The following is a 628-nucleotide window of genomic DNA, read 5'->3' on the forward strand; positions in this document are numbered from 1 at the left end:
TTATTTACGGCATTCATGCCGTGAAAGCGGTATTGGAACGCGAACCAGAACGTTTTATTGAAGCGTACGTTCTAAAAGGACGCCAAGACGATCGCCTAATGCCAATCTTGAACGATTTGCAGGTGTGTGGTGTTTCTATCCAACAAATGACGCGTAAAACCTTGGATGACAAAGCACATGGTGCAAACCACCAAGGCATCATCGCGCGCGTAAAACCAGCAAAACAGCTGAACGAAAACGACATCGACGACATCCTAGCGCAGCATGAGACACCGTTGCTATTGGTGTTGGATGGCGTGACTGACCCTCACAACCTTGGTGCCTGTTTACGTAACGCCGATGCTGCTGGTGTTGCTGCGAGTATCGTTCCTAAAGATCGGTTAGCACCAATGAATGCGACAGTAAGCAAAGTAGCCTGTGGCGCTGCAGAAGTGGTGCCTTTGATTCGTGTAACCAACCTAGCGCGCACAATGCGTACTCTGCAAGAGCAGGGCATCTGGTTCGTGGGTACGGCGGGTGAAGCGACACACGACATTTATCAAGCAAAACTGACTGGTCCTCTGGCAATTGTCATGGGCGCAGAAGGTGATGGCATGCGCCGCCTAACGCGAGAAACTTGCGATGATTT

1 protein-coding gene is annotated in these 628 nt (G+C 50.5%); it reads left to right on the forward strand.

Features of this window, described 5'->3' with window-relative positions; all coding sequences use genetic code 11:
- Window positions 1-2 precede the first annotated feature (2 nt).
- A partial coding sequence (gene rlmB / locus R7E78_RS27845; protein ID WP_318058849.1) for a 23S rRNA (guanosine(2251)-2'-O)-methyltransferase RlmB occupies window positions 3-628 on the forward strand: 626 nt, incomplete at its 3' end.

It is taken from the genome of Vibrio sp. YT-19(2023) (genome assembly GCF_033337395.1).